General features: G+C 69.4%; 5 protein-coding genes and 1 pseudogene. 5 read left to right on the top strand and 1 reads right to left on the bottom strand.

What is annotated here, in order from left to right; genetic code table 11:
- From A5713_RS28515 to A5713_RS24520, 4 genes and pseudogenes are all read left to right on the top strand, one after another.
- Positions 1-108: pseudogene (locus A5713_RS28515) on the top strand (ABC transporter ATP-binding protein); the annotation flags it as partial.
- On the top strand, positions 105-1,748 hold the full coding sequence (locus A5713_RS24510; RefSeq protein WP_156752013.1) for an ABC transporter permease: 1,644 nt from the start codon (positions 105-107) through the stop codon (positions 1,746-1,748). The pseudogene A5713_RS28515 and the gene A5713_RS24510, both read left to right, overlap by 4 nt.
- A gap of 8 nt (positions 1,749-1,756) precedes the next feature.
- Positions 1,757-2,431: an isoprenylcysteine carboxylmethyltransferase family protein gene (locus A5713_RS24515; RefSeq protein WP_068098816.1), complete on the top strand. Its 675-nt coding sequence runs from the start codon at positions 1,757-1,759 to the stop codon at positions 2,429-2,431.
- Positions 2,432-2,461: 30 nt separating this feature from the next.
- Positions 2,462-4,156, top strand: a complete 1,695-nt coding sequence (locus A5713_RS24520) for a CocE/NonD family hydrolase (protein WP_068098818.1) — start codon at positions 2,462-2,464, stop codon at positions 4,154-4,156.
- 7 nt (positions 4,157-4,163) lie between these two features.
- Here A5713_RS24520 and glgC read toward each other — a convergent pair whose 3' ends face one another.
- A complete protein-coding gene (glgC, locus tag A5713_RS24525) occupies positions 4,164-5,378 on the bottom strand; it encodes a glucose-1-phosphate adenylyltransferase (RefSeq protein WP_068098820.1) in 1,215 nt (404 codons plus the stop codon).
- 215 nt (positions 5,379-5,593) lie between these two features.
- Here glgC and glgA point away from each other — a divergent pair.
- A partial coding sequence (gene glgA / locus A5713_RS24530) for a glycogen synthase (protein ID WP_156752014.1) occupies positions 5,594-6,324 on the top strand: 731 nt, incomplete at its 3' end.

Below are 6,324 nucleotides of genomic sequence, written 5' to 3' on the forward strand. Positions count from 1 at the left end.
CGCGCGCTCGGCGACGCCGGTGTGCGCAGCCTCGTCAGCCAGCCGCCGACGCTCGAGGAACTCTTCCTGCGCCACTACGACACGGCGGGCAGGGTGTCCGCATCATGACCACCGCAACCTTGGATCGGTCGCACCGTCCGGCCCACCCCGTGCCGCAACGCCGGCCGAACTTCACGGGAACGCTCGCAATGCTGCGGCTCTACCTGCGCCGCGATCGAATCTCACTGCCGCTGTGGGTGTTACTGCTGTCCGTGCCGCTGGCAACGGTGTACGTCGGCAGCATCGAAAAGGTCTACCCCACCCAGGCCGCACGCGCCGGGTTCGCCGCGTCCATCATGGCGAGCCCAGCACAGCGCGCGCTCTACGGCCAGGTCTACAACGACAGCCTTGGGGCCGTTGGCATTTGGAAGGCGGGGATGTTTCACCTGCTGATCTCGGTGGCCGTCATCCTGACCGTCATCCGGCACACCCGCGCCGACGAGGAGGCCGGCCGAACCGAACTCCTCGACTCCACCGCGGTCGGCCGCTACGCCGGCCTCAGCGCCGCGCTGCTGTTGTCCTTCGGGGCCAGCGTCGCCACCGGCGTGATCGGCGCGGCGGGACTGCTCACCACCGATGTCCCACCCGGCGGGTCGCTCGCGTTCGGCGCCGCGCTCGCTTGCTCCGGATTGGTGTTCACCGCGGTCGCCGCGGTGGCCGCCCAACTGTCACCGAGTGCGCGGACCGCCCGCGGGGCCGCGTTTGCGGTCCTGGCAGCCGCCTTCACGCTGCGCGCCCTCGGCGACGCCGGTTCCGGTTCGCTGTCGTGGCTCTCGCCCCTGGGGTGGTCGCTGCAAGTCCAGCCGTACGCGGGAGACCACTGGTCGGTGCTGGCGCTGCACGTGGCGACGACCGTCGCGCTGACTCTGGTGGCCTACCGCCTGCTGGCCGGCCGAGACGTCGGCGCCGGCCTCTTCGCCGAGCGCCCCGGTCCGGGCTCCGCGGCGCCCGCGCTGGGCAATGTATTCGGGCTGGCCTGGCGCCTGGACCGCGGCGCCCTGGTGCTGTGGACGGTGGGCCTCTGCCTGTATGGCGTGTTGCTGGGCAGCGTGGTGCACGGCATCGGCGACGAGCTCGGCAACAGCAACGCCGCGCGCGACATCGTCGTCCGGATGGGCGGCACCAACGCGTTGGCGGAGGCATTCATCGCCGTCGCCTTCACCATGCTGGGCATGGCGGCCGCCGCATTCACCGTCTCGCTGACACTGCGGCTGCACCAGGAGGAAACGGCCCAACGAGCCGAGACCACCCTGGCCGGCGCGGTGTCGCGAACCCGTTGGCTGGCGAGCCACCTGCTGGCGGCGCTGCTCGGATCCGCGGTGGCGATGCTGGTCAGCGGTGTGGCCGCCGGGCTCGTCTACGGCGCCGCGGCGGGCGACGTCGGCGGCAAGCTGGCCGTCGTGATGGGCAGCGCGGCCGTCCAGCTGCCCGCCGTCTGGCTGCTGTCGGCGGTGACCGTCGCCGTGTTCGGTCTCGCCCCGCGATTCACCCCCGTGGCCTGGGGCGTTCTCGTCGGGTTCATCGCGTTGTACTTGATCGGGTCGTTGGCCGGCTTCCCGCAGTGGCTGCTCGACCTGGAACCGTTCGCCCACATCCCCCGGGTCGGCGCGGATTTCACCGGTGTGCCGCTGCTTTGGCTGTTGGCCATCGACACCGGACTGATTACGCTCGGTGTCATGGCCTTCCGACGCCGCGACCTGCGTAGCTAGAAGGCGTCGTGAAAACCGGTATCCGCGTGACGCTGAGGTCGCTCTGGGGGATCCTGTCGTTCGGGTTGATCCTCTTCGTGCCGGCGGGCACGTTGCGCTATTGGCAGGCATGGGTTTTCATCGCCGTCTTCATGGCGGCCACGATCGTCCCGGTGATCTACCTTGCGCGCCACAACCCCGCCGCGCTGCGGCGGCGCATGAACGCGGGCCCACGGGCCGAACCCCGGGCGGCCCAGAAATTCATCATCACCGGCTCGTTTCTGACCCTGTTCGTGACGATGGTGGTCAGCGCGCTCGATCACCGGTTCGGCTGGTCGTCGGTGCCGGCGTGGCTATGTGTGGTCGGCGACGTCCTGGTGGTGACGGGACTCGGGCTCGCCATGCTGGTGATCGTCCAAAACGGTTATGCCGCCGCCACCATCACCGTGGAGTCGGGCCAGACGCTGGTGACCGACGGACTCTACCGATTCGTGCGCCATCCCATGTACGTCGGAAACGTGATCATGATGATCGGCATGCCCTTGGCGCTCGGCTCCTATTGGGGACTGCTGTTCGTCCTCCCGGGCGGCGTCATGCTCGCACTGCGCATCCTCGACGAGGAAAAGCTGCTCACCGAGGAGCTGACCGGCTATCGCGAATACCGGCAGCGGGTGCGCTACCGGCTGGTGCCCTACATCTGGTAATCGCCAAGACGACCCGCCTAGGGTAGTCGCGTGGCCCGAAATCCCGCGCCCACCCGGGACCGGCCGTGGCGGCGGCCCGGTGCACTCCGGTACGCGGTGAGCCGCCTGCGCGGTCTGGCCGCGCCCCCCGTCACCGTGACCGATCCGCCGGCCGGCCTACGCGTCGAGCGCGACGTGGGCGTGCCGACCCGCGACGGAACGGTGTTGCGGCTCAACGTGTTCCGGGAGGCCCTCGCGCCGGCCCGGCCGGTGATTCTGAGCATCCACCCCTATGGCAAGGACAACCTGCCGAAGCGGCGCGGCAGCAGGTGGACGTTCTCCGTGCAGTACCGGATTCTGCGCCAGCCTCGGCCGGTGACCTTCTCGGCTCTGACCGGTTGGGAGGCACCCGATCCGGCGTGGTGGACCGCGCAGGGGTTCGTGGTGGTGAACGCCGACGCCCGCGGCTGCGGCCACTCCGAGGGCACCGGAAGGCTGTTGTCGCGCCGGGAGGCCGAGGACACCTACGACGTCGTGCAGTGGATTGCCGACCAGCCGTGGAGCGACGGGCGGGTCGTCATGCTGGGCGTGTCGTACCTGGCCATCAGCCAGTACGCCGTCGCGGCGCTGCGCCCCCCGGCACTGAAGGCCATCTGTCCCTGGGAGGGCTTCACCGACGCCTACCGCGACCTGACCTTTCCGGGTGGCGTCCGGGAGCGGGGCTTCACCCGCATGTGGTCGCGGATCGTGCGACGCGACACCCGGCAGGCCTACGACCTGGAGCGCATGCAGGACGCCCACCCGCTGCGCGACGAGTTCTGGCGCTCCCTGGTGCCGGAGCTGTCCGCCATCGACGTGCCGATGCTGGTGTGCGGCAGCTTCTCCGACAACAACCTGCACAGCCGGGGCTCCATCCGCGCGTTCACGGACGCCGGTTCCAGGCACGCCCGCCTGTACACTCACCGCGCGGGGAAATGGGCGACCTTCTATTCCGGGCCCGCGTTGGCCGAGCAGCTGAAGTTTTTCCGCGCCGCGCTGGACGGGGCGCCCGGTTCGCGCAGCGTCCGCCTCGAGGTCCGTGAAGACCGCGACACCGTCGCGGCAGTGCGTGAAGAAGCCGACTGGCCGCTGGCGCGCACCCGTTGGCGGCCTTTGTATCTCGACACGGGCGGGGCACTGGCCGCCCGGCGCCCGCCGCAGCCGGGCAGCATCACATTCGAAACCCGTGCTGCGGCGGCCGCTTTCAGCTGGACGGTTCCCGCGGACGTCGAGTTGACGGGGCCGATGGCGGCGCGGTTGTGGGTCCAATTGCACGGTTGCGAGGACGCCAACCTGTTCGTCGGCGTGGAGAAGTGGCGCTCCGGCAGGTTCGGGGACCGGTTTGTCGCATTCGAGGGCTCGTACGGCTACGGGCGCGACCGGGTGAGCACCGGTTGGCAGCGAGTCGCGCTGCGCGCGCTGGACCCCGACCTGTCCAGGCCGTGGGAACCCGTGGCCGCATGCACCGACCCGCAGCTCGTCGCGGCCCACGAGGTCGTCGAGGTCAACGTCGCGCTGGGCCCGTCGGCGACCCTGTTCCGCGCCGGTGAGCGGCTGCGGCTGGTGGTCACCGGCCGCTGGTTGTGCCCGCGGAACCCGCTCACCGGCCAACTCCCCGCGGCCTACGCCGGCTCGCCGCGCGGTCGCGTCACACTGCACTGGGGCCCGCGCCACGATGCGCACCTGCTGGTCCCGGAGATTCCGTAGCGGGCGGCTAGATCCAGACGCCCTTGCCCACGGCGACCACACCGCCGGCGCTGATCGCGAAGCGCTCCCGGTCCTTCTCCAGGTCCACGCCGACCATCTCGCCGGGGCCGACGACGACGTTCTTGTCCAGGATGGCGTGGCGCACCACCGCGCCCCGGCCGACCCGGGCGCCCGGCATGATCACACTGCCCTCGACGATCGCGCCGTCGTCGACCACGACGTTGGACGACAGCACCGAATTGCGCACCGAGGCCGCCGAGATGATGCTGCCGGCGCCCACGACCGACTCCTGCGCCGAGCCGCCGTTGACGAATTTGGCCGGCGCCAGGTTCTCGGACTCGCCGCGAATCGGCCAGCGCTTGTTGTAGAGGTTGAACACCGGGTGCACCGACACCAGGTCCATGTGGGCGTCGTAGAACGCGTCCAGCGTCCCCACGTCACGCCAGTACCCTCGGTCGCGATCAGTGGCGCCCGGTACCTCGTTGTCCTTGAAGTCGTAGACCGCTGCCATCCCGTCGGCCACGAGGCGCGGGATGATGTCGCCGCCCATGTCGTGGTCGGAGTGGTCGTCGTCGGCGTCGGCGCGTATCGCGTCGATGAGCACCTTCGTGGTGAAGATGTAGTTGCCCATCGACACGAACGTCGACTCCGGGTCGTCCGGTGTGCCCGGCGGATCCAACGGCTTCTCCACGAAAGCGCGGATGCGCCCGGAATCGTCGGCGTCGATGCACCCGAACGCGCTGGCCTCGCTGCGCGGCACCCGGATGCCGGCCACCGTTGCGCCGGCCCCGCTTTCGATGTGGAACTGGACCATCTGCTCGGGGTCCATCCGATACACGTGGTCGGCGCCGAAAACGACTATGTAGTCGGGGTCTTCGTCGTAGATCAGATTGAGTGACTGGTAGATCGCGTCGGCGGAGCCGGTGTACCAGCGCGGGCCCAGGCGCTGCTGCGCGGGCACCGGGGTGATGTACTCACCGGCCAGACCGGACAGCCGCCAGTTCTGCGAAATATGACGGTCAAGTGAATGCGACTTGTACTGAGTGAGAACGCAGATCCGCAAATAGCGGGCATTGACAAGGTTGGACAGCACGAAGTCGATCAGCCGGTATGCGCCACCGAAGGGAACTGCGGGCTTGGCCCGGTCCGCGGTCAGCGGATACAGCCGCTTGCCCTCACCGCCGGCCAGGACAATGCCCAGCACGTGTGGCGCTTCCCTCATGGTTCAAACCTATCGGCCGTCGCGAAACGCTGCCAGAGGGACCGCGCTAATTGGCGATCTTCTGTGCGGCTGTCCGTCAAGGTATTTGGTTCCCGGGGTTCCGGCCATCGATTCTCGGCCTGACTCGCGGGCCTCGTCGTCACCGACAGGCTCGACGGTCCATCGATTCTCGGCCCGACTCGCGGGCCTCGTCGTCACCGAACTACGGTGCGGGTATGCGGGTGGCGATGATGACTCGGGAGTACCCACCAGAGGTCTACGGGGGCGCCGGTGTACATGTCACCGAACTGGTCGCCCAGCTGCGCCGATTGTGCGCAGTCGATGTGCACTGCATGGGCGCGCCCCGGCCGAACGCCTCCGTGCACCAGCCTGATCCGCGCTTGCGGGGCGCCAACCCCGCGCTGACGACGTTGTCCGCGGACCTGATGATGGCCAACGCCGCGTCGGCGGCCGACGTCGTCCATTCGCACACCTGGTACACCGGCATGGCCGGGCACCTGGCCGCGTTGCTCTACGACGTCCCCCACGTCCTGACCGCCCATTCGCTCGAGCCATTGCGGCCGTGGAAGGCCGAACAGCTCGGCGGTGGCTATCGCGTGTCGACGTGGGTGGAGCACACGGCGGTTCAGGCCGCGCACGCCGTCATCGCGGTCAGCTCCGCGATGCGTGAAGACATTGTGCGGGTCTATCCCGCCCTGGACCCCAGCCTGGTGCACGTCGTCCGCAACGGCGTCGACACGGACGTCTGGTATCCGTCCGGGCCGATGGAAACCGGGTCGGTGCTGGCCGAACTCGGGGTCGACCCGCACCGGCCCACCGTGGCGTTCGTCGGCCGGATCACCCGGCAGAAGGGTGTGGCCCACCTGGTTGCGGCGGCGCACCGGTTCGCCCCCGAGGTGCAGGTGGTGCTGTGCGCGGGCGCCCCCGACACTGCGGAGATCGCCGA

Source organism: Mycobacterium sp. E2497, from assembly GCF_001668695.1.
In the GTDB taxonomy this organism is placed as follows: domain Bacteria; phylum Actinomycetota; class Actinomycetes; order Mycobacteriales; family Mycobacteriaceae; genus Mycobacterium.